At 32.4% G+C, this 21,033-nt stretch carries 14 protein-coding genes, 1 riboswitch and 1 other annotated feature; of the genes, 1 reads left to right on the top strand and 13 read right to left on the bottom strand.

Features of this window, described 5'->3' with window-relative positions; translation table 11 throughout:
* Nucleotides 1-20: 20 nt before the first annotated feature.
* Nucleotides 21-148, bottom strand: a sequence feature (ribosomal protein L20 leader region).
* Between the two features lie 65 nt (nucleotides 149-213).
* The 13 genes from FYJ81_RS00905 to FYJ81_RS00845 all read right to left on the bottom strand — a co-directional run bounded on the left by FYJ81_RS00905 (nucleotide 214) and on the right by FYJ81_RS00845 (nucleotide 18,644).
* Nucleotides 214-1,701, bottom strand: coding sequence for an amino acid permease (locus FYJ81_RS00905; protein WP_019468475.1), 1,488 nt, complete (start codon nucleotides 1,699-1,701; stop codon nucleotides 214-216).
* Nucleotides 1,702-1,910: 209 nt separating this feature from the next.
* A riboswitch (Lysine riboswitch) is annotated at nucleotides 1,911-2,083 on the bottom strand.
* A 59-nt stretch (nucleotides 2,084-2,142) separates the two neighbouring features.
* Nucleotides 2,143-4,080: a threonine--tRNA ligase gene (gene thrS, locus FYJ81_RS00900; protein WP_107384310.1), complete on the bottom strand. Its 1,938-nt coding sequence runs from the start codon at nucleotides 4,078-4,080 to the stop codon at nucleotides 2,143-2,145.
* A gap of 341 nt (nucleotides 4,081-4,421) precedes the next feature.
* A complete protein-coding gene (dnaI, locus tag FYJ81_RS00895; RefSeq protein ID WP_154409221.1) occupies nucleotides 4,422-5,345 on the bottom strand; it encodes a primosomal protein DnaI in 924 nt (307 codons plus the stop codon).
* 3 nt (nucleotides 5,346-5,348) lie between these two features.
* On the bottom strand, nucleotides 5,349-6,740 hold the full coding sequence (locus FYJ81_RS00890) for a replication initiation and membrane attachment family protein (RefSeq protein ID WP_107384308.1): 1,392 nt from the start codon (nucleotides 6,738-6,740) through the stop codon (nucleotides 5,349-5,351).
* Nucleotides 6,741-7,211: a transcriptional regulator NrdR gene (gene nrdR, locus FYJ81_RS00885; RefSeq protein ID WP_040030011.1), complete on the bottom strand. Its 471-nt coding sequence runs from the start codon at nucleotides 7,209-7,211 to the stop codon at nucleotides 6,741-6,743.
* A 260-nt stretch (nucleotides 7,212-7,471) separates the two neighbouring features.
* On the bottom strand, nucleotides 7,472-8,497 hold the full coding sequence (gene gap / locus FYJ81_RS00880; RefSeq protein WP_107383770.1) for a type I glyceraldehyde-3-phosphate dehydrogenase: 1,026 nt from the start codon (nucleotides 8,495-8,497) through the stop codon (nucleotides 7,472-7,474).
* A 368-nt stretch (nucleotides 8,498-8,865) separates the two neighbouring features.
* Nucleotides 8,866-9,492, bottom strand: a complete 627-nt coding sequence (gene coaE, locus FYJ81_RS00875; RefSeq protein WP_154409220.1) for a dephospho-CoA kinase — start codon at nucleotides 9,490-9,492, stop codon at nucleotides 8,866-8,868.
* Between the two features lie 15 nt (nucleotides 9,493-9,507).
* Entirely contained in the window at nucleotides 9,508-10,380 is an 873-nt protein-coding gene (mutM, locus tag FYJ81_RS00870) for a bifunctional DNA-formamidopyrimidine glycosylase/DNA-(apurinic or apyrimidinic site) lyase (protein WP_107383771.1), read from the bottom strand.
* A 15-nt stretch (nucleotides 10,381-10,395) separates the two neighbouring features.
* Nucleotides 10,396-13,026 carry a DNA polymerase I gene (gene polA / locus FYJ81_RS00865; protein WP_107383772.1) on the bottom strand — a complete coding sequence of 877 codons (2,631 nt, stop codon included), beginning with the start codon at nucleotides 13,024-13,026 and terminating at the stop codon, nucleotides 10,396-10,398.
* Nucleotides 13,027-13,387: 361 nt separating this feature from the next.
* Entirely contained in the window at nucleotides 13,388-15,076 is a 1,689-nt protein-coding gene (pnpS, locus tag FYJ81_RS00860) for a two-component system histidine kinase PnpS (RefSeq protein ID WP_107383773.1), read from the bottom strand.
* On the bottom strand, nucleotides 15,076-15,786 hold the full coding sequence (locus FYJ81_RS00855) for a response regulator transcription factor (protein WP_154409219.1): 711 nt from the start codon (nucleotides 15,784-15,786) through the stop codon (nucleotides 15,076-15,078). Before FYJ81_RS00855 ends, pnpS begins: the two co-directional genes overlap by 1 nt.
* Before the next feature lie 420 nt (nucleotides 15,787-16,206).
* A complete protein-coding gene (icd, locus tag FYJ81_RS00850) occupies nucleotides 16,207-17,475 on the bottom strand; it encodes an NADP-dependent isocitrate dehydrogenase (RefSeq protein WP_107383774.1) in 1,269 nt (422 codons plus the stop codon).
* 50 nt (nucleotides 17,476-17,525) lie between these two features.
* A complete protein-coding gene (locus FYJ81_RS00845; RefSeq protein ID WP_019468626.1) occupies nucleotides 17,526-18,644 on the bottom strand; it encodes a citrate synthase in 1,119 nt (372 codons plus the stop codon).
* 352 nt (nucleotides 18,645-18,996) lie between these two features.
* On the opposite strand from FYJ81_RS00845, the gene FYJ81_RS00840 reads away from it, so the two are divergent.
* Nucleotides 18,997-20,361: an amino acid permease gene (locus FYJ81_RS00840; RefSeq protein ID WP_107383775.1), complete on the top strand. Its 1,365-nt coding sequence runs from the start codon at nucleotides 18,997-18,999 to the stop codon at nucleotides 20,359-20,361.
* Nucleotides 20,362-21,033 lie beyond the last annotated feature (672 nt).

Genomic DNA, 21,033 nt, shown 5'->3' with positions numbered 1-21,033 from the left:
CAAGATTTTTACGAAATTATCCCAAGCAAAAAGAGCGAGTATATAATATACCCGCTCTTCTCTACACATGATATTTCCATGTATATATAGACCTGCCAACTGCATTTGCGTCGCCACAGGTGAGAAGCGGGAGCTTCTACTTGGTTCGTTTCGTATTCAACATTACCTATATTAGCAACAATATTAATATAAGTCAACAGTTTGTTTTAATTATTATTTAATTTCGTCCATATCTACATCTTGATGTAAGTTCACTTTCTCTAATGGAACCATTCTAGTTTTATAACGCAATTTATGATAAATAAAGAAAGCAAGAAATACCGGAATACCCATATACGTGATTACAAAACGATTCAAGTTAAATTCACCTGTTTTGATAAAATCAACATCTTGTCCAATAATGACTAGCACACAAAGTATACCAGCAAAGATTGGACCAAATGGGAATAATTTAGCTTTGTATTTTAATTTAGATTTATCATAATTTTGCTTATCAAATGCTTTTCTAAATCTATAATGACTAACCGCAATACCTACCCATGCGATAAAGCCAGTCATACCACTTGCAGCAACGATATATTCATAAGCGTCACCACTCAAATGTTGTAATATAAAGATACCTACGACAATGATTGCTGTCGTGATTAGCGATACATATGGAACACCGTTTCTATTTGTTTTACCAAAAATTGGATAGGCTAATTTATCTTTACTCATAGAGTATAGCATTCTAGTCGATGCATACATTCCAGAATTACCTGCTGATAATACTGATGTTAAGATAACCGCATTCATAAATGAAGCAGCGAAAGCCAATCCTGCATTTTGGAATACTAATGTAAATGGCGAAGTTGAAATATCATCTCCACCGCCCATTAACGCCGAGCTATCATATGGTATTAACATACCGATTACAAAAATTGCTAATATATAAAAAATCAATATTCTCCAAAACACTTGTTTAATTGCTTTAGGCACTGCTCGTTCTGGGTTTTCTGATTCACCAGCTGTAATACCGATTAATTCAGTACCTTGGAATGAGAATCCTGCAACTAAGAATACCCCAAGGATTGTTAGTAGGCTACCATCTAATCCGTCACCAAGAATTGGCCCTCCACCTTTAGTGAATGTGTCAAAACCTACGAATTCTCCACCCATAATACCTAGAATAGTAAGTAGACCAATTCCGATAAAGATAATAACTGTAACAACTTTAATTAATGCAAACCAGTATTCACTTTCGCCATATACCCTAACGGACAATGCGTTTAGTCCAAATATAATCATTAAGAACAAACAGCTCCAACTCCATGCTGGTATACCTGAAAGTGGTGTCCAATATTGAATCACTTGTGCAGCAATTGTAACGTCTGCAGCAACTGTAATAACCCAGTTGAACCAATAATTCCATCCCAATGCAAAACCAAGTGATGGGTCAACGAAACGCGTAGCATATGTACTAAATGACCCAGAAACAGGTAAATAAGTAGCCATTTCTCCTAAAGATGTCATAAGGAAAAATACCATTGCACCAATAATTGCATATGCAAGTAATGCACCCAAGGCGCCTGCATCATGAATTGCACCACCAGAAGTCATAAACAAACCAGTACCAATACAACCACCAATTGCTATCATGGATATATGACGATCTTTTAGTCCTCTTTTAACTCCATTATTTTGATTTCCTTCTTTTGCCATAGATGCTCCCTTTCCTTTAAACTTAGAGGCCAACTTACTATGCGATTATAATTATACTTTTATAGTTATTAATAACGTAAATATTGGAATATACATGTTATTTAATCAATTTGCTTTAAATTTCCCGTTTTAGTATGAATAATAATCTTTAACCTAAAATAAAATGGTTACATACCTATTAGATATGCAACCATTTTAGTAATAGCATTTATATAGGTAGCACATCACATATGTGACAGTCCAGTCCCTTTCGAGAACTGACCCAACCAATAGCGCAAATGGTCACTTTTGGTTTCGGCATTTTCACCTTTCACAAATCCTACATACGCTCCAAATAGCTTCCGGATTGTTACTGATTAAAAACGCAACCTCTAACTCAATTTTTTTATTTTTTTATTTCACTAAGATTTAATATACATGATTTCAAGATTACTTTCAAGGTTATCTTTGTTTTTTAAGTCTGATTTCATCTACCAAGTCCCAAATAAATGACTCTTTTTCAACCGTTTCTTGATCTTGAGAACCATATTTTCTAACATTCACTTCATTATTTTCCATTTCTTTATCTCCAACTACAAGTTGATAAGGGATTTTTTGCATTTGAGCTTCTCTAATTTTGTATCCCATTTTCTCATTTCTATCGTCTATCTCGACTCTTACGCCTTGTGATTTAAGTTCATCTTGCAAATGTCTAGCGTAATCATAATGCAAGTCCACATTTACAGGGATAATTTCAACTTGTTTTGGCGCTAACCATGTAGGGAAAGCGCCTTTAGTTTCTTCTGTTAAAAATGCAACAAAGCGTTCCATTGTCGAAACAACGCCACGATGGATGACTACAGGTCTATGTTGCTCACCGTCTTTTCCTATATATGATAATTCAAATTTTTCAGGTAGTAAAAAGTCTAATTGTGCTGTTGATAATGTTTCTTCTTTACCCATAGCTGTTTGAACTTGGACATCTAACTTAGGACCATAAAATGCCGCTTCACCAATAGCTTCTTCGTATTCTAAACCAAGTTCATCAGCCGCTTCTTTCAACATACTTTCTGCTTTATTCCACATTTCTTCATCATCAAAGTACTTTTCTTTATCCTCTGGATCTCTGTAACTTAAGCGGAATTTATAATTTTCAAACCCAAAGTCCTCATAAACATCGACGATTAAATTAACAACCCGTTTGAACTCTTCTTTTATTTGGTCTGGTCTTACAAAAATATGTGCATCATTTAAAGTCATTCCTCTAACACGTTGTAACCCAGAAACAGCACCACTTGCTTCATAACGATGCATTGTACCTAATTCAGCAATTCGAATTGGTAATTCGCGATATGAATGTGGTTTATTAGCATAGATCATCATATGATGAGGACAGTTCATAGGTCTTAACACCATTTCTTCATTTTCATCTAATTTCATAGTTGGGAACATGTCTTCTTGATAATGATCCCAATGCCCTGATGTTTTATATAAATCTACATTAGCCATCACTGGTGTATAAACATGATCATAACCCATGCTCACTTCTTTATCTACAATATATCGTTCAATTTCACGGCGAATTGTTGCACCGTTTGGCAACCATAATGGTAACCCAGCACCTACTAATTGATTATTTGAGAATAATTCTAGCTCTTTACCAATTTTACGGTGATCGCGTTCTTTACGTTCTTCTAACATTTGTAAATGTGCTTTTAAATCTTTTTTATCGAAGAAAGCAGTACCGTATATACGTTGAAGCATTTTATTATCGCTGTCTCCACGCCAATATGCACCTGCAGTTGATAAAAGCTTAAATTCTTTAATTTTGGAAGTAGACGGTACATGAACACCACGACATAAATCAGTAAATTCACCTTGCGAATATAAAGTAACATTTTCATCTTCTGGAATGGCATCTATTAATTCTAGCTTATATGGATCATCTGCAAAAAATGTTTTAGCTTCATCTCTCGAAACTACTTTTCGCTCTATAGGATAGTTTTCATTAACAATTTGTTTCATTGTTTTTTCAATTTTTTCAAAATCATCGGATGACACACTTTCAGTCATATCAAAGTCATAATAAAAACCACCATCAATTACTGGACCTACACCAAATTTCACATCTCCGTATAAACGTTTTAATGCTTGTGCCATTAAATGTGCAGTAGAATGGCGTAAAACTTCTAAAGCTTCATCACTACCAGGTGTTACAATTTCAATTTCACCATCTGTTTCAATGGGTCTTGTTAAATCAATGAGTTGTCCGTTTAATTTACCTGCAACTGCCTTTTTTCTTAAACCTGGACTGATTGAATGCGCAATTTCTTCAGTAGTAATTCCTTTTTCAAATGCTTTCGCATTACCATCTGGAAAAGTTATATTTATTTGAGCCATTTAAATTCCTCCTATTTATACTTGCCTTAAATCATAGCGAAAAGGACATAATTACAAATGTAAAACAAAAAGACCCCATCCCTAAAAGGGACGAGGTCTTCGTGGTACCACCCTAATTAAAGTTATTTCTGTAAGAATGAAACAACTTTACTCTACATAAGTTAACGGTCTTGAGCCGGATGTTGATTAAAACATCTATAATGAAGTAGTAACAGATAATGATACTTACCAAATTCTCATCACACATTGGTTCTCTGTGAAGTAATCATTTACCTATCATGTCTTCATTTTATTTCGCTTGATTTAGATTTAATTATATTATACAACATTTTTTTTATAATTCAATCGTTACGATAATTTTTGCCTTCCAAAAAATATGGTGTTGCTAAAGATTTAATTCTTTCCATAATTCTAGCTGCTTTTGTTTTTTCTGTACCATTACGCGTAACAGAAAGATGATATTCTAATTCTTCAAAACTTAGGTTAGAGCTAAAGAACGTTGGTAACTCTTGAACCATTCTATAATGTAATAATGGACCAATCACTTCATCTCTCGCCCAAGGTGTTATTTCTTCAGCACCAATATCATCCAACATTAATACATGTGATTCACGTACTTTCGCAAGTCTTGATTCGAAACTACCATCTTTAAACCCGCCTTTTAAAGAGCGAATAAATTCTGGTAAATATACAATCGTAGAAGGTACTTTTTCAACTTTTAATTCATTGGCAATTGCACCTAAGATAAATGACTTGCCTGTACCAAAAGGACCGTGTATATATAAACCTTTAACTTGGGGTGCTTTTTCTACTATTTTTTCACAAATATCCGTTGCTGCCATTGCGACATCTATACGGTCTCTCTTATCCATATAAATATCGCTTAATTTGGCATTTAATGTATCTCGTTGCATATGATGTGAGGCAATTAAATGTGCATCGAATTTTTCTTCATTATGTTTAATTTTACATGGGCAAGGCAAGTAACGAATCTTAATGTGTTGATTTTCTACATATAATTCAGGTACGTGACCTTTAACAAAATTAGGGCAATCTTTAAAAGCATGTCCATCATAATGTTTTTCTTGATCCTTATATTCTTGTAAAATATTCAAATCTTCATCAATCATCGCATTCGTCACTTCAGATTGATGCGATTCTAGAAACGTCTTAACGTCAGAATCATTGATAACATCTTTTTTTATCTTTTCAATTCGCTTACTTAAATCTTTAGAATCACCCATAATATGATTGAAAGACTTCATATATTACTCCTCCTCTCGCTTGCTATTTAATCGTTTTAACAATGCTTCACGGTCTCGTTTTAATGCTTCATCCTCATCTGGATTAGTATGATTTTCTAAACTTTGGCTTTTCGTGTCTTTACTATCCCTTTCTTCTAGCCACTTAGGCGTCATTTCTCTAGAAACGAGTTGCTTAGGTTTATAACTACCACTTTTAGTTTGATTTGATTGATTGAATGTAGGTTGATTTACCTTTTTAGCATAATGATATGCTTCCTCTGCAGTTTTGATGCCTTTTTTTTTCCAATTTGATGCAATCTCAAAGATATAGGTTTTAGGGAGTTTCATATCTTCTTTTAGCATTACAAATTGTAAAAGTATGTTAATCACACCAAACGGTAATTGTTCTCTCTCCATTAATTCTTCGACCATATATTTTTGTTGAGTCGTCGGTTCAGATTCTGACCACGAAGCAAGCATATCAATAGGACTGGTTTCATCCAATTGCTTTAACCAATTTTTTGAATCATCTTTAATATGATTTTTATTTTCCGTGTTATCATCATTGATATAATTTGATTTTTTAGCATTTAATTTGGGAAGCTGTTGCTCATGCTCTATAAGATAATACGTTCTAGCATGTTTACGCATCTCTTCATAAGAAAGTTCTTGTGCACTAGTGATTGATTTTAAAATAATGCGTTTCATTGCTTCTGGTGTCAAACCATATAAAGTCGCAATTTGTGTGATCAGCGCTTTAGCTTCACCATCAATCATTTTAGTGCTAATAAAATGATTTTGTAATAAATCATAAAGTACTTCAAAATCAAAATTCACATTAGACAAATCCATGCCACCATAAGTTTCTTCACCTTCAATCATCTGTTCATCCTCAGTGAGTGCTTGGTTAGGAACTTTAAACACATCAGTAAATGTGCGTGTAACATCTTGGTACTGATTTAAATCAATAGACATTTGATCCTCAAAATGTGATTTCAATTGTAAGTAACGTTGCTTGCTTACTTGGCTATATAGATATACAGATAGCATAGGATCATTAAAAAATTGTTGTGCTGATGGTGGTTGTATGAGTTTGTAAACGAAAGAAGAGTGTTGATTAGAATGATGAGCAAAAGATTTTAATAAACCTATGCCTTCTAACAAATCCATTTCTTTCCTGAATTCAAGTAGATTTATTTTCAATTCATTCATAATAATATAATGAGTCAAGACAACATCTTGTTTAAATTCTACAAATTGATTCAAATAATGATACAAACCGATTGCATTTGATCCAATCATCGGCGTAAATAATCTATTTAGAATTTCTAAATGCTTATGGTTTAAATAAAAATGACGTAACACATGAAAGTCATCTTGTGGTCTTAAACCATAATCATAGGATTGTAATCCCATTTAAGAATCACTCCGTTTGTTTTCTGCTAAAATCCCTTGCATTGATTGTAATAATTGATCAACATCTTTAAATTCTTTGTAAACAGATGCAAAACGCACATAAGAAACTTGATCTACATGCATTAATAAATTCATGACGTGTTCCCCAATTTCTCTTGAAGATATTTCAGCACGTCCTTCATCTCTTAGTTTCCACTCCACATTATTAGTAATATCTTCTAATTGTTGATAACGCACAGGTCTTTTTTCACAAGAGCGCACCAAGCCATTGAGTATTTTTTCACGCAAAAATTGCTCACGTGTACCATCTTTTTTCACAACGATTAACGGTCTTTTTTCAATATGTTCAAACGTAGTAAACCTTGTGCCGCATTGTTCACATTCTCTTCTACGTCTAATCGCATTTACTTCATCAGCATGTCGTGAATCTACAACGCGAGAGTGCGTTGAACTACATTTCGGGCATTTCATCGAATTACCACCCTCTCAATTTGATTACCATTCATTATACTATAAATCCTTAAGCCACAAAAGAATGGTATTACACAATAATTTCATTTATTTATTTAGATTCACTTGTTCTTCATATTTAAAGTTAAAACCTCTCGTTAAAGTGAAAATATTATTTCACTTTAACGAGAGGTTTAGATATAAGTTAACAATAAATTATTTTTCTTGATTAAGCAATTACAAAGTAATAATCATGTAAAACTCTAACAGTAATTACACTATTAATTAACAACAGTTGATACATTACTTTTTAGTAATTGACCAATTTCTTCAGCGACATCAACAACTCTATTTGAATAACCCCATTCGTTATCATACCAAGCTATCACTTTCACTTTATTATCACCCATAATCATTGTACTTTGCGTATCGATAATGGCTGAATGTGGATTTGTGTTAAAATCCATAGATACAAGTGGCGCATCTTCAGTAGCAATCACATCTTCTAATGTGTTATTTCTGAAAGCATCATTAACTTGTTCTACTGTCACATTAGTATCTAAATCAACTACTAAATCAACTAATGATACATTTTTAGTTGGCACTCTTAAAGCCATACCGTGAAGTTTTCCTTCTAGTTCAGGTAAAACTTCTTTTAGTGCTTTAGCAGCGCCTGTCGAAGTAGGAATAATACTTTCATTGCATGAACGTGCACGTCGTAAATCTTTATGTGGGTTATCGATATTATTTTGATCATTGGTAATAGCATGTACTGTTGTCATTAAACCATTTTGAATACCAAATTGGTCATTAAGCACTTTAGCTACAGGTCCAATACAATTCGTTGTACAAGAAGCATTACTAAAGATATCATATTTTTCAATGTCCAATTGATCGTTATTCACACCTTTAACAATCATTTGAACATCTCCACCTTTTGATGGTCCTGTTAACAATACTTTTTTAGCTCCAGCAGTAATATGAGCCACTGCTTTATCTCCATGATTAAACTTACCAGTAGCTTCAATTACAATATCTACATCAAGTTCAGCCCACGGTAAATTTTCTGGATTTCTGTCAGCTACAAGTTTAATTTCTTGTTCATCGACTTTTATACCATTCTCAATAGGTTCTACTTTTAAATCGTAGTTACCATGTGTCGTATCATAATTGATTAGGTGAGCAATTGTTTCCGGTGGATAGCTGGCATTAATCGCGACTACATTCATATTTTCGTTTTTAAGCGCTATTCTTAATACCATTCTACCTATCCTACCCATTCCATTAATTGCAATATTTGTCGTCATTCGAAGCACCCCTCGTTTTAGTGTTATACTTTATGGAATTAGTATAACATAAATCGATAAATGCGAAAGCGTTTTCTTGAATAAAAATTTAAAAATCTTAAAACAGTTAAAATTATAGTTTTCTAAACGATTAATTTTTTATAAAATCATCATTTATTTCTTTGATATTTCAAACCTGTGATTTTTCATGCATGCTTGCCTGATGGTATGGTTCAATCCTGTAGCCTCTGATTCTTATTATTCCTCCATAATCTGCACGTTACAAAATCTCTATAAATGTATAAAAAAATCCCTCCAAAGTTTTCATTTATTAAATGTCCACTTTGAAGGAATTAAGTGCGTATGTTTTTAATACACACATTTGATATTTATATTTCTTGCGAATGACCTGTTTCACTTTCAATATAGCCTTCATCGGTCAATAATTGTTCTAAATTTTGTTTTAAATCTAATTTAGAATCTCGATTATCGATGACATGGTCTGCCATTCTGCGTTTTTTGTCTATGGATATTTGACTATAAACCCGTGCCTTTGCATCCTCCATAGAAATATCATTGCGTTGCATTAATCTATCTATTTGTATACTTTCTGAAGTATAAACAAGCCATACTTCATCTACTGTATCTTGTAATTCATTTTCATAAAGTAACGGAATGTCCATAATTACATTATAGCCATCTTTTAAAAACGCTTCTTTTTCTTGTTCCATAATGTTTCTAACAATCGGATGGACGATTTCATTTAATTCTAATCTTTTTTCGGGGTAGTTGAAGACGATATCTCCTACATATCCACGGTCCATATTACCATCTTCATCAATTGCATCTTCTCCGAATGTTGCACGAACTTGCTCAAGTCCTTCAGAACCTTTTTCAACAGCTTTACGTGATGCAATATCTGCATCTACAATTTTAAAACCATGTGCTGTTAACAATTCTGAAACAGTTGATTTTCCTGATGCGATACCACCAGTTAATCCAATAACTTTAGGCATAATTTCACTCTTCCTTCATTTTTGACATACAGGACAGAAATGACTATTGCGTGTTGCAATAATTTGTGTCTCAATATCATTTCCGCACACTTTACATGTCTTTTGTTTATATACATTTAAATATTGTTGCATTGTACCAGTACTTCCATCCGCATGTCGATAATCTGAAATACTGGTACCACCATATTTTATACCCGCTTCTAGTACTTCTCGAACATAATAAAATAACATTTCTTTTTCTTGATGATTTAAATCCTTAGATATACGTGCTGGGTGAATGCCAGCTCGGAACAATGCTTCACAAGCATAGATGTTACCACAACCTGAAATCACTCTATGGTCTAGTATCATTTGTTTGATTGGTTTGTTTAGATATAATTTTTTATCAAACCAAGACATATAATGTGGTAGTGCTTCTTGCTCAAAAGGTTCTGGTGCGATTTCTAAAAATGATGGATATCCTTCAAATGAAGCAACATTTCTAATCTCTCCAAATCTGCGAATATCTGAATAAACTAATAGTTTGTCATTATCTAATTTAAAAATAACATGCCAATGTTTACGATAATTAGGAGTACTGATGTCTTCTATATGATCTACAACAAAAAAACCACCAGCCATACCTAAATGACTAATAAGAATTCTTTGTGTTGAATTATTTTGAATATAAAAGACAATATACTTACTACGTCTTTCAATATTATTAATCGTGTAGCCCTCAGTAAACTTTTTGAATGTATCTAATGATAGACCTTTAATAATCGTTTCTTTTTGACTATTTTTTCCTTCTATCACTTTATCAGAGAAAATAACATCCTCAATTTTTTGCCCTTGTACAAAAGGTCTTATTCCTCTTGTAACATGTTCAACTTCAGGTAGTTCAGGCACTATATTCCCCTCTTTCTATTTCGCGTCATACCATGTTTGTCCATAACTAGATTCAACTTTCAATGGAACATCTAACTTCAATGCATTATCCATTATTTTTTCAATGAATTTTTCAAAGTCATCTACTTCTTCTTCTGGTAATTCAAAAATCAATTCATCGTGAACTTGTAATAATAGCTGAGCATGAAAATCTGTATGTTTAACCTCATTAGCAAAATGTACCATCGCAAGTTTGATAATATCTGCTGCGCTACCCTGTATAGGTGTGTTCATCGCTGTTCTTTCAGCAAAACCTCTTAAATTAAAGTTTCTACTAGTGATATCTGGAATATAGCGTCTTCTATGAAGTAGTGTTTCTACATAGCCTTGTGCTTTACAGTCTTTAACTATGTCTTCCATATATTGTTTGACGCCAGGGAAACTATCTAGATAATCATCTATGAATTTTTTAGCTTGTTTTCTAGTTATACCTAAACTTTGGCTTAAACCATAGTCACTTATACCATATACGATACCAAAATTCACGGCTTTTGCTTGTCTACGCATTAAACTATCTACATTTTCAGGATCTACATCAAATACTTTTACCGCTGTGGCTGTGTGGATATCTTCATCATTGATGAACGCTTGTTTCAAACTTTCATCTTGCGTTATATGTGCCAATACTCTTAATTCAATTTGTGAGTAATCGGCTGAAAATATAACATTATTTTTATCACTTGATTTAAATGCTTTTCTAATTTTTCGACCTTCTTCTAAACGTACTGGTATGTTTTGAAGATTTGGATCAATTGATGATAAACGTCCTGTTTGAGCCAATGTTTGATTGAAACGAGTATGAATACGATTATCTTCAGCAATCACTTTTTGTAACCCTTCAACATACGTAGATTGTAATTTCGCTAATTGTCTATATTCTAAAATATATTCTATGATTGGATGTTCCCCTTGCAACTGTTCTAACACATCAACTGCAGTAGAGTATCCTGTCTTAGTCTTTTTAATCACAGGTAATTTTAATGTTTCAAATAATACGACACCTAATTGTTTTGGTGAGTTAATATTAAACTTTTCACCAGCAGCATCATAGATATTATCAATTAATACATCTAATTTGCTTTGAATTTCTGTTTCCATTTGTTGCAATTCACTGATTTCTGTATAAATTCCAGTTTCTTCCATTTCACTTAATATTTGTGCTAATGGTAATTCTAAATCATACAGTAAATCGGTTTGATTATATTCATCCAATTGTTGTTGAATCTTTGGTTTAACTTGACTGATAGCATTGATAATAGAACCCACATAAGGATTTAATACATCATCTGTAGGTATCTGTTTTTTCTTGCCTTTTCCATATATCGTTACACTTGATTGGACATAATGTTGACCGTAGTTTGACACCACAGAATTCACGTCATCTATTGTGCGTGAAGGATCAATAATGTAACTTGCTAACATCACATCAAACACAATATGCTTAATACTAATACCGAGTCGATGTGCTACAATATAAGATTTTTTGGCATCATAAACGATCTTTTCAGTCTTATCGTCTTCAAGCCAAGCAATTAATGATTGATTCTGTGCTAATTGTTCTGCATTAACTACGATATAATGTTGGCCATCAAACAAGCCAAATTTCAAAATATTATCCTTTAAGTAGTTGGCACCATCCAATTCAAAATGGATGGTAGCTGCTTCTAATGAGTTGAAATCAATGTTTGTAAAATCGTCTTCTATTTCAATATCCATGTCTTGAACTTCAGATACATTATTTGAAGCATCCATCTGATCTAAGAGTTGATTGAATTCTAACTTTTTAAATAGTTCAATTTTATCCTCAGTTTCTGAATGATCCGGTAATTTTGTATCCTCTAACGATACATCAATCGGGCTATCACAATTGATTGTTGCTAATGTTTTACTCATTAAAGCATCATCTTTACTATTTTCAAGTTTTTCTTTCAGTTTTTTTCCTGATACTTCATCTAGATGATCGTATACATTTTCAACAGTTGAAAATTGCTTCAATAGCTTAATTGCTGTTTTTTCTCCGACACCAGCTACTCCAGGAATATTATCTGAAGTGTCACCCATTAAACCTTTCATGTCGATAATTTGTTTCGGTGTTAGACCACTATACTTTTCAGCTATAAACGCTGGTGTATAATGATCGACGTCTGTAACACCTTTTTTAGTATAATAAATCGTTACATCATCTGTTGCTAATTGAGTTAAATCACGATCTCCTGTAATGATTATTGTTTGGAAGTTTTCCTGATTAGCTTGTTTACTTAATGTACCTATAATATCATCTGCTTCATAGTTTTCTAATTCGTAACGTTTGATACGATAAGCATCCAATAGTTGTCTCACGTATGGAAATTGCTCACTAAGTTCTGGAGGAGTGGATTGTCGTCCACCTTTATATTCACTATATTGCGCGTGCCTAAATGTTGTTTTCCCAGCATCAAAAGCGACTAAAAAATGTGTGGGCTGTTCTTCTTTAATTATCTTTTCCAACAACATTGCAAAACCATAAACGGCGTTCGTATGAATACCAGCTTTATTTTGTAATAATGGTAACGCATAAAAAGCTCTAAAGCTCAAACTGTTTCCATCAATTAAAATTAATTTGTTCAATATTTTAACCTCCAACACATATTTACTTTTCATTTTATCATAAATTATAGGACAATCCGTATTCATTCGATGAGGTTGCGTCAAATTGAGCATCTCAGTTAATCACCATTATATTGTTAGTTACTGATAAAGGCCTACTTTTTAATTTTATGTACTTGTACGACTGATGCAAGCGTATGCATTTCAGCTCAATTAATGCTCTATCCTATTATTCATCCCTGTGCATCTTTACACATGCACAAGACAACACAAGCATCATCAAATTGATTAAATATCTATTTCTATCGTATTTTACATTAACAAAATAAAACAATCGATTTAACCTTGACCATTTATGGTTAAATCGATTGTAGTTATTATTTTATTCAAAAAATGTGACTCTAAAGGTAGATCCTTTTTCCGGCTCACTAAACACATTAATTCTACCTTGATGCGCTTCCATAATATGTTTCGTAATAGATAAACCTAAACCAGTACCTCCAGAATCTCTACTACGTGCTTTATCTACACGATAAAAGCGTTCAAATATATGTTTTTGATCTTGCTGGCTAATGCCAATACCAAAATCTTGAACTTCAAGCATGCGCTTATTACCTTCTTTGAAAACGCGCACGATGACTTCTCCAGATACTTTAGAATAACTTATCGCGTTCGAAAGTAAATTAAGTGCAACTTGCGAAACTTTATCTTTATTCGCTTCAATAATAATATCTGGTTCAATTTCATTAACGATTGTTATATTTTTACTTTCTGCGATATTTTGCATATGCCTCATTGTTGATTCAGCAATTTCAGACAAACTTGTTGGCTCTGTTTCCAATTGCGTTTGTTGTTCAACATGAGATAAATCTAACAAGTCATATACTAATGTTTCAATACGATTTGATTCTTTAGAAATAATTTTTAAAAAGTCATTTAATGTTTGCTCATCATCTTTTGCACCATCTAACAGTGTTTCAGCAAAACCTTTTATAGATGTGATTGGTGTTTTCAATTCATGGGATACATTAGCCACAAATTCACGTCTTAAATTTTCCAACTTTTTCAAATTCGTAATATCATGTAGTACAACAACCATACCGTAAAGATTCTTTTTATTTTTAGATAAAATTGGAATACATGCTGTGTCAAAATATTTTTGATGGACTTGGTCAATCGTCAACTCGATTTGATCATATGTTGGTTTTTCAACTTTAAATGCTGCAGCGATTAACTTTTGTATCTCTGGATCTATAAAATCAATATAACTTTTATGTTCTACAACATTGTCTGGACTAAACACATCGTAATATGATTTATTGGCAATTACAATTTCTCCATATTTATCAATCATTAAAATTGAACTAGGTATATTTTCTATCGTTGTTTTCAAGCGATTAGATTGCAACTTTTGCTTATGATTTAAGCGTTGTAATCTTCTGGCTAGCTCATTAGTAGTGACGAATAGTTCCCTTGTTTCTTTTACATTACTTTCTGGAACTCTTACATGATAATAACCTTCAGCTAAAAGATTGGTAGCATATGTCACTTCATTAATGGGTCTAATGTAAGTTCTATTAATGCTTCTGACGACAAAGAAAATAATAACCAAAACAAATAATCCAATTAAGCCAACATATTTCCATATACCTATTTGTAATTCTAGGATTTGATTATTAATACCACTGATAATCACATCTTTATCTCTTATCGATGTTTTAAAAGTGTATCTTCGATCATCCCCAAATTTATCGTAAATTATTTTAGAAGGATTCGCTTCATTATTAATGTCGTCGTTAAATTGGGTTCTTTCTTTTGTGGAAAACACTTCATCGTTATCTTTCGTGAGTATAAATGTAAAATTTTCGTTTTTTGCAATATCTTTGATTTCATCTGTTTTATCATGATTATATAAACTGACTAAATGTTGTGCTTGATGCTCTAAATCACCTTGTTGGCTTGAAATGACAGTATTATAAATGACATGTGTAATTATTGCACCTAATGCAACAAAACTAATGATAACGATGGTACATAATAAAAATAAGAGTCTTTGGTGAAACTTTAACATTAGACTTTAGGTCTTTCCAATTTATAACCTAAACCTCTAACTGTTTTTATCAATTTAGGTTGTTTTGGATTCTCTTCTAATTTATCTCTTAAATGACTTATATGTACATCCACAATTCTTGAATCACCTGCAAATTCATAATTCCAAACAGAATTTAACATATGTTCTCGCGTGATTACTCTGCCTTGTCTTTCAATAAGGTAAAGTAACAGTTCAAACTCTTTAGGCGTGAGTTCTAATAATTCATCTTCGCGATAAACTTCAAAATATTCTGGTCTAATTCTTATAGAACCAATTAAAATATCATCCTCATCATTTTCAACTGGTACTGCTTCATTGATCATTGCAGAGCGTCTTAAAATAGCTTTAACTCTTGCAACAACCTCTCTCGGTGAAAACGGTTTAGTCATATAATCGTCTGCACCAAGCTCTAAACCTAACACACGATCAAATTCATCATCTTTAGCAGTTAACATCAAAATTGTTACTAAATTTTTATCAGATCGAATTGTTTTACAAACTTCGATACCATCTTTTTTAGGAAGCATAACATCTAATACAACCAATTCCGGATTTACAGTATTCACTTTTTCTAATGCTTCTTCACCATCATAGGCAACATCCACTATGTATCCAGCTTGCTCTAAATTATATTTTAACAAGGTTACAATTGATTGCTCATCATCTACTACAAGTACTTTTTGTGACATAGTATACCTCCAATTTTATGATTACAAATTAATTATAACGTAAATTTTAATAAAAATAACATACTTAAAAGTTTTTTTACATAAACTTAATAAATAGAAAATAATTAGTTATTTGTAAAGAATGAACAAAGAATTTGTATCGTCTTCTTAAACAATTCTTCAATGAATCTATCTCCAGCATTTCAAATAAATAATATTGTTTATGTTAATACTAACTTAACATTAACTTTATATTAAAACTAATAATTGTTTCAATTTAACCATATTAAGGCCAAGCGTTGCTAGTTAGTAACGTGAATTCAAGCAAAATAAAAAAGAGCGAGATAGAAATCATTATAAAAGTGATTTCTTATTCTCGCTCTTAAGTAAAATGATGCATCTTCATTTGAAAAATGCTTCGTTATACTATTTGTTGTTAATTTATTTAATATTTTTGATTAATTCATCAGCGAATTCAGAAGTAGATACTTCTTTTGCACCGTCCATTAAACGTGCAAAGTCATAAGTAACAACTTTTGAAGCAATTGTTTTTTCAATAGACTCAGTAATCTTATCAGCAGCTTCTTGCCAACCTAAGTGTTCAAGCATTAATGAAGCACTTAAAATTTCAGAAGATGGGTTAACTTTATTTAAACCAGCATATTTTGGAGCAGTACCGTGCGTTGCTTCAAATATCGCATGGCCTGTTTCATAGTTAATATTTGCTCCTGGTGCAATTCCAATGCCGCCAACTTGTGCTGCTAAGGCGTCTGACACATAGTCACCATTAAGATTCATCGTAGCAACAACATCGTGATCTGCAGGGCGTGTCAATATTTGTTGTAAGAAAATGTCTGCAATAGAATCTTTAATAATAATTTTACCGTCTTTTTCAGCTTGTTCTTGAATTTCATTTGCTTTTTCTTTACCGTCTTTTTCAACAATTTCGTCATATTGTTGCCAAGTAAATACTTTATCACCAAATTCATTATGTGCTAAATCATAACCCCATTGTTTGAAAGCACCCTCTGTAAATTTCATGATATTACCTTTATGAACTAAAGTTACAGATTTACGATTATTATCTAGAGCATATTGAATTGCTGCGCGTACTAAACGCTCTGTGCCTTCTTTAGATACTGGTTTTACACCAATTCCTGATGTTTCAGGGAATCTGATATTTTTAGCGCCCATTTCATCTTGTAAGAATTCAATTAATTTTTTAACTTCTGGAGTACCTTCTTTAAACTCAATACCAGCATAGATATCTTCTGTGTTTTCACGGAAAATAACCATATCAGTATCTTCCGGACGTTTAACTGGTGATGGAACGCCTTGGAACCAACGAACTGGTCTTAAACAAGTAAACAAATCAAGTTCTTGACGTAGTGCAACGTTTAATGAACGAATACCCCCACCGATTGGTGTAGTTAGTGGTCCTTTAATTGCGATTAAATATTCATTAATTGTATCTAAAGTTTCTTGCGGTAACCATTCGCCTGTTTCATCATAAGCTTTTTGACCAGCAAGTACTTCTTTCCATTCAATTTTCTTTTCACCATTATAAGCTTGTTCTACAGCTGCGTCGATGACTCTGCTAGCAGCTGACCAAATATCTGGACCGATACCGTCACCAATAATATAAGGAATGATAGGGTTATTTGGTACAGTTAACCCTTCTGCTGATTTTACTACTTTTTCTCCTGCCATGTAAAAATACCTCCGTCATTTGTAATATTTTTCAAAATGCTAATTCGTAATTATCTTTCTTCAATTGGTTCATATGTTCTATTAGTTTCACCAATATATTGTGCTCTTGGACGCATAATTCTATTGTCTCTGTATTGTTCAAGAATATGTGCAATCCAACCTGAAGTTCTGCTAACTGCAAAAATAGGTGTGAATAAATCATGTTCAATATTCATACTGTGATATACAGTTGCACTATAGAAGTCCACATTGGCGATAAGGCCTTTTTCTTCTTTCATTTTATCAGCTATTTTTACAGATATATCAAATAACTGACTTTGACCTGTTTCTGATGTGATTTTTCTACTCATCTCTTTCAGGAATTTCGCTCTTGGATCACCATTTTTATATACACGGTGACCGAATCCCATTATTTTTTCTTTATTTTTAATTTTATTATCGATGTATTCGTCTACATCATCAATAGATTTAACTTCTGATAGCATGCTCATCACACGTTCATTTGCCCCACCGTGTAATGGACCTTTTAAAGATCCGACAGCTGCTACAATACCTGAATACATATCTGATAATGAGGACACTGCACATCTAGCAGTAAAGGTAGACGCATTCAACTCGTGATCTGCATGTAGTACCAATGCTTTATTAAATGCTTCAACTTCTATATCTGTTGGCAATTCACCACGTAACATATATAAGAAGTTCCCGGCATAATTTAAATCACTATTAGGTTTGACAGGTTCTTTACCTTCTCTAACTCTAGCATACGCTGTAACAAGTGAGGCGATTTTAGCTTGGATACGCACTGCACGTTCCATTGTTTGATCTTCACTTTCATCCTCAGCATGTTCATCAAAGTGTGCAACGTAAGACACTGATGTTCTTAGCGCTGTCATTGGATGTACATTACTAGTAGCATATTCTTTAAAATGATTATACACTCTAGGATTTAATGTCATATACTTAAAGAGTTTTTCTTTAAATGTTTGTAGTTCTTCTTTATTAGGTAATCTGTAATGCCATAATAAAAAGACAACTTCTTCAAATTCAGCATTTTCGGCTAAATCATCAATTTCATAGCCAGCATATGTAAGTTGACTATCAATGATTGAGCTCACTTTTGTTTCTGCTGCAATTACCCCTTCTAAACCTTTTTGTAACTCTGCCATATATATTCCCCTTTTCTATTTCATAATGAAACGGCTTTCATAAACTATTATAGCCAATATTTACGTTTTTGTGAATATTTCCGTTTAAAGTCCTGATTAATCATTAAGAAACGATAATTTGTTTATATGCCCATAAACACGTCATAATTAATGAACGTTGTTATATCATCATTCTAATATGTAATTACCCTTTCTTCAATTTATCAAAGTTTTTAATTGGTTATCATGATTAATAACAAATTATTAATATAATATTACACTGACTTTTTTGAGATACAACTATAAAAAAGTATTGTTTTATTTTAGATTGCGTATCATAATAATAAATAACTTAATAAAGGAGTTAAAACTTATGGCAAAACAACAGCTACAAAGAGAACTCAGCAATAGACATATACAGTTAATTGCAATTGGAGGCGCAATCGGTACAGGACTTTTCTTAGGTGCCGGTCAAACCATAGCATTAACAGGTCCTTCTATTTTACTTACATATATCATTATAGGATTTATGTTGTTTATGTTTATGCGTGGCTTAGGAGAAATTCTTGTAACAAATACAGATTTTAAATCCTTTGCTGATGTGACAAATCAATATATAGGTTCATTTGCTGGGTTTGTTACCGGATGGACGTATTGGTTGTGCTGGATTATCACAGGTATGGCCGAGGTAACAGCAGTTGCAAAATATGTTAGTTTCTGGTTTCCACATATACCTAATTGGATAAGTGCTCTATTTTGTGTATTAATTTTAATGTCATTAAATTTACTGAGTGCTAAACTTTTCGGTGAACTAGAGTTCTGGTTCTCAATCATTAAAGTAGTTACAATCTTGGCACTTATCGTCGTTGGTGTGGTAATGATTATCATGGCATACGACACACAATTTGGACATACTTCATTAACCAATTTATATCAACATGGTATTTTTCCTAAAGGAATTAATGGATTTTTAATGTCATTCCAAATGGCACTCTTTTCTTTTGTAGGAATTGAATTAATCGGAGTAACGGCTGGTGAAACAAAAGATCCAACTAAAACCATTCCAAAAGCAATCAATAGTGTTCCGATTAGAATCTTAATCTTTTATGTCGGTGCATTGACTGTAATTATGTCCATCATCCCTTGGAACAATATTAATCCTGAAGAAAGTCCCTTTGTCAGATTATTTGCTTTAATCGGTATTCCATTTGCAGCAGGAATCATTAACTTTGTAGTATTAACAGCTGCTGCTTCTTCTTGTAATAGCGGTATATTTTCAAACAGTCGTATGTTATTTGGACTTTCAAATCAAAAGCAAGCACCGCCTATTTTTGAAAAAACAAACAAAAATGGAGTACCTCATATAGCTATCTTAGTATCATGTGCATTATTATTAATTTCAGCATTATTAAATTACATTATTCCAAATGCAACTTTAGTATTCACGTATATTACAACCGTTTCTACAGTGTTGTTTTTAGTCGTTTGGGCTCTAATCATAGTTGCTTATATTAATTATCATCGCCAAAATCCAGAAATGCACAAAAATGCTACATATAAATTATTTGGTGGTAAATATATAGGATATATCATTTTGGCTTTCTTCTTTTTAGTGTTTTGCTTACTTTTTGTAAATGTAGAAACAAGAAGAGCAGTCTATTTAACACCTATTTGGTTTATCATCTTGAGTCTTATGTATCTAAGATACAAAAAAATCGCAAGTTCAGAAGTAAAATAACTGCATCATTAATCTTGCATAACGACTTTACTATTTCAACTAGTTGATACAAACGCCCAAGACATAAAAATAGTCTTGGGCTTTGCTTTATACAAAGTGAATGAAAGACAATCAATATGTTTTGTCTAGAACTATAATGTTTGTGTATTTTAATTTTCGTTGTATATATCATAACAAGATTGTTAAAATGTACATTCAATTTCGAGTTATTTATACGTTTTATACTCTCTCCATAAGCGCAATCTTTTTATGTAAGAAAGAACGGAAGTTTCCATTGGTAGTGTATGTTGAGTCATGTAATAATTTTTATACATAAGGCACTTCGTTAATTTAATTTAGTGGGATTTATTAAATTATACGAAAGGCCTTATTTTTTTGAATAACAAAATATAAATTGTACCGATTTTGTAATGTGCTGACGCCTGGAGAAATAATATGAGCGAGAGACTACAGGCTCGAGGCACATCCCCAGACAAGCATACACAATCAAAAGCGTAATATTTTAAATATAAGAATCATATGTATTCATATTAAGTTATATCTTTTGGTTAATTAAAAATATGACTTTCTATTAGTTGTATTAGTTAAATAATACGAAGCTTTTTTCTATTGTATTAAAACACATCACTTATAGAAATTTTGCATCGTGTGGACGCCCAGGGAATGATATGA

The organism is Staphylococcus sp. McC-251-APC-3A2, assembly GCF_009695665.1.
GTDB classification, from domain to species: Bacteria; Bacillota; Bacilli; order Staphylococcales; family Staphylococcaceae; genus Staphylococcus; species Staphylococcus cohnii.
This window is presented reverse-complemented; position numbering and strand designations above follow the sequence as displayed.

Bases quoted from the DNA above. Each gene is read 5' to 3' on its own strand.
- FYJ81_RS00855 (WP_154409219.1), bottom strand. From the start codon at position 15,786: ATGTCACAAAAAGTACTTGTAGTAGATGATGAGCAATCAATTGTAACC.
- nrdR (WP_040030011.1), bottom strand. From the start codon at position 7,211: ATGAAATGCCCGAAATGTAGTTCAACGCACTCTCGCGTTGTAGATTCA.
- pnpS (WP_107383773.1), bottom strand. From the start codon at position 15,076: ATGTTAAAGTTTCACCAAAGACTCTTATTTTTATTATGTACCATCGTT.
- FYJ81_RS00845 (WP_019468626.1), bottom strand. From the start codon at position 18,644: ATGGCAGAGTTACAAAAAGGTTTAGAAGGGGTAATTGCAGCAGAAACA.
- icd (WP_107383774.1), bottom strand. From the start codon at position 17,475: ATGGCAGGAGAAAAAGTAGTAAAATCAGCAGAAGGGTTAACTGTACCA.
- dnaI (WP_154409221.1), bottom strand. From the start codon at position 5,345: ATGAAGTCTTTCAATCATATTATGGGTGATTCTAAAGATTTAAGTAAG.
- coaE (WP_154409220.1), bottom strand. From the start codon at position 9,492: ATGCCTAAAGTTATTGGATTAACTGGTGGTATCGCATCAGGAAAATCA.
- FYJ81_RS00840 (WP_107383775.1), top strand. From the start codon at position 18,997: ATGGCAAAACAACAGCTACAAAGAGAACTCAGCAATAGACATATACAG.
- thrS (WP_107384310.1), bottom strand. From the start codon at position 4,080: ATGGCTCAAATAAATATAACTTTTCCAGATGGTAATGCGAAAGCATTT.
- FYJ81_RS00890 (WP_107384308.1), bottom strand. From the start codon at position 6,740: ATGGGATTACAATCCTATGATTATGGTTTAAGACCACAAGATGACTTT.
- gap (WP_107383770.1), bottom strand. From the start codon at position 8,497: ATGACGACAAATATTGCAATTAATGGAATGGGTAGGATAGGTAGAATG.
- FYJ81_RS00905 (WP_019468475.1), bottom strand. From the start codon at position 1,701: ATGGCAAAAGAAGGAAATCAAAATAATGGAGTTAAAAGAGGACTAAAA.